Origin of the sequence: Clostridium estertheticum, assembly GCF_018861295.1 — a bacterium.
GTDB lineage: Bacteria > Bacillota > Clostridia > Clostridiales > Clostridiaceae > Clostridium_AD > Clostridium_AD estertheticum_D.
Genome location: NZ_JAHLDM010000086.1, coordinates 1 through 1,224, shown reverse-complemented (window position 1 = coordinate 1,224; position 1,224 = coordinate 1). Strand labels below are relative to the sequence as shown.

The following is a 1,224-nucleotide window of genomic DNA, read 5'->3' as shown; positions in this document are numbered from 1 at the left end:
TGACTGGTTAAAATAAAATATTATTTCATTTCTTTACCTATTTCTCTGTTTAATTTTCAAAGACCAATTTGCTTTGTCATCATGTGACGACAAGTAATATTCTATCATAACAGAATTATTGTATATTAACGTTATAGTTCATATATCTAAATTATTCTCATTTTTCTCCACTATTCACTATTAATCCTCCAATACCTCATGTTGATACACTAGGATAAGTATATAGTTTCTTGTCCTATATTAATTAATATTGAACCATACTATTATATTTAATTTAACAACTACTAATCATTTAACTGTTATAATATATATAAGGGGTTGATGTTATGTGTTACAAATCATTAGAAACAATTGTAAAAAATAGTACTAATATAGTTTTTTTTGGAGGTGCAGGTGTATCAACAGAAAGTTCCATTCCTGATTTCCGTTCCGCAAAAGGTTTATATAATGTGAAAAATGAATTAAAATTTTCTCCTGAAGTTATTTTGAGTCATTCTTTTTTTATAAATCATACCGAGGACTTTTTTAAGTTTTATAAAACTAATATGATTTTTACTGATGCAGTACCGAACGCTGCCCATATTGCATTATCAAAGCTTGAAAATAGAAATAAATTAAAAGCTATAATCACTCAAAATATTGATGGATTACACCAAATGGCAGGTTCAAAAAATGTTTATGAGCTTCATGGATCTATACATAGAAATTCTTGTATGAAATGCAACAAATCTTTTAATTTAAATTATATATTAGCTAGCAAATCTATAGTTCCAATATGTGATAGTTGTGGTGGTATTGTCAAACCCAATGTAGTCCTTTATGAAGAAGGGTTAGATATGGATATCTTAGAAAGTTCCATTAAGGCAATAAGTAACGCTGATACATTGATTGTAGGTGGTACCTCTCTTGTAGTATATCCAGCAGCAAACCTAATTAAATATTTCAATGGAAATAACTTAATTCTCATCAACAAATCTCCAACCCAGTATGACAATCAAGCCAATTTAGTAATTAACGACAGTATAGGCAAGGTTTTGAGTACTGTTTGTGCTTCCTTTATTTAAGATGAGAATATAAACATTCTGTAAAATCGAGTTTTATTTAAATTTGGACAAAACAAAAACACTAAGTAAACTTAGTGTTTTTTTATTACCTGGCGACAACCTACTCTTCCACAAGGTCACCCCTGCAGTACCATCGGCGCATTGAAGCTTAACCTTCGTG

General features: G+C 29.4%; 1 protein-coding gene and 1 rRNA gene. One reads left to right on the top strand and one right to left on the bottom strand.

From position 1 onward, the window contains the following. The first annotated feature begins 326 nt into the window (after window positions 1-326). Complete coding sequence (locus KPL54_RS25765; RefSeq protein ID WP_216109319.1) at window positions 327-1,064, top strand: NAD-dependent protein deacylase; 738 nt, start codon at window positions 327-329, stop codon at window positions 1,062-1,064. Between the two features lie 87 nt (window positions 1,065-1,151). Here the strand turns inward: KPL54_RS25765 and rrf are convergent. Next, window positions 1,152-1,224 (bottom strand): 5S ribosomal RNA (gene rrf / locus KPL54_RS26920); the annotation flags it as partial.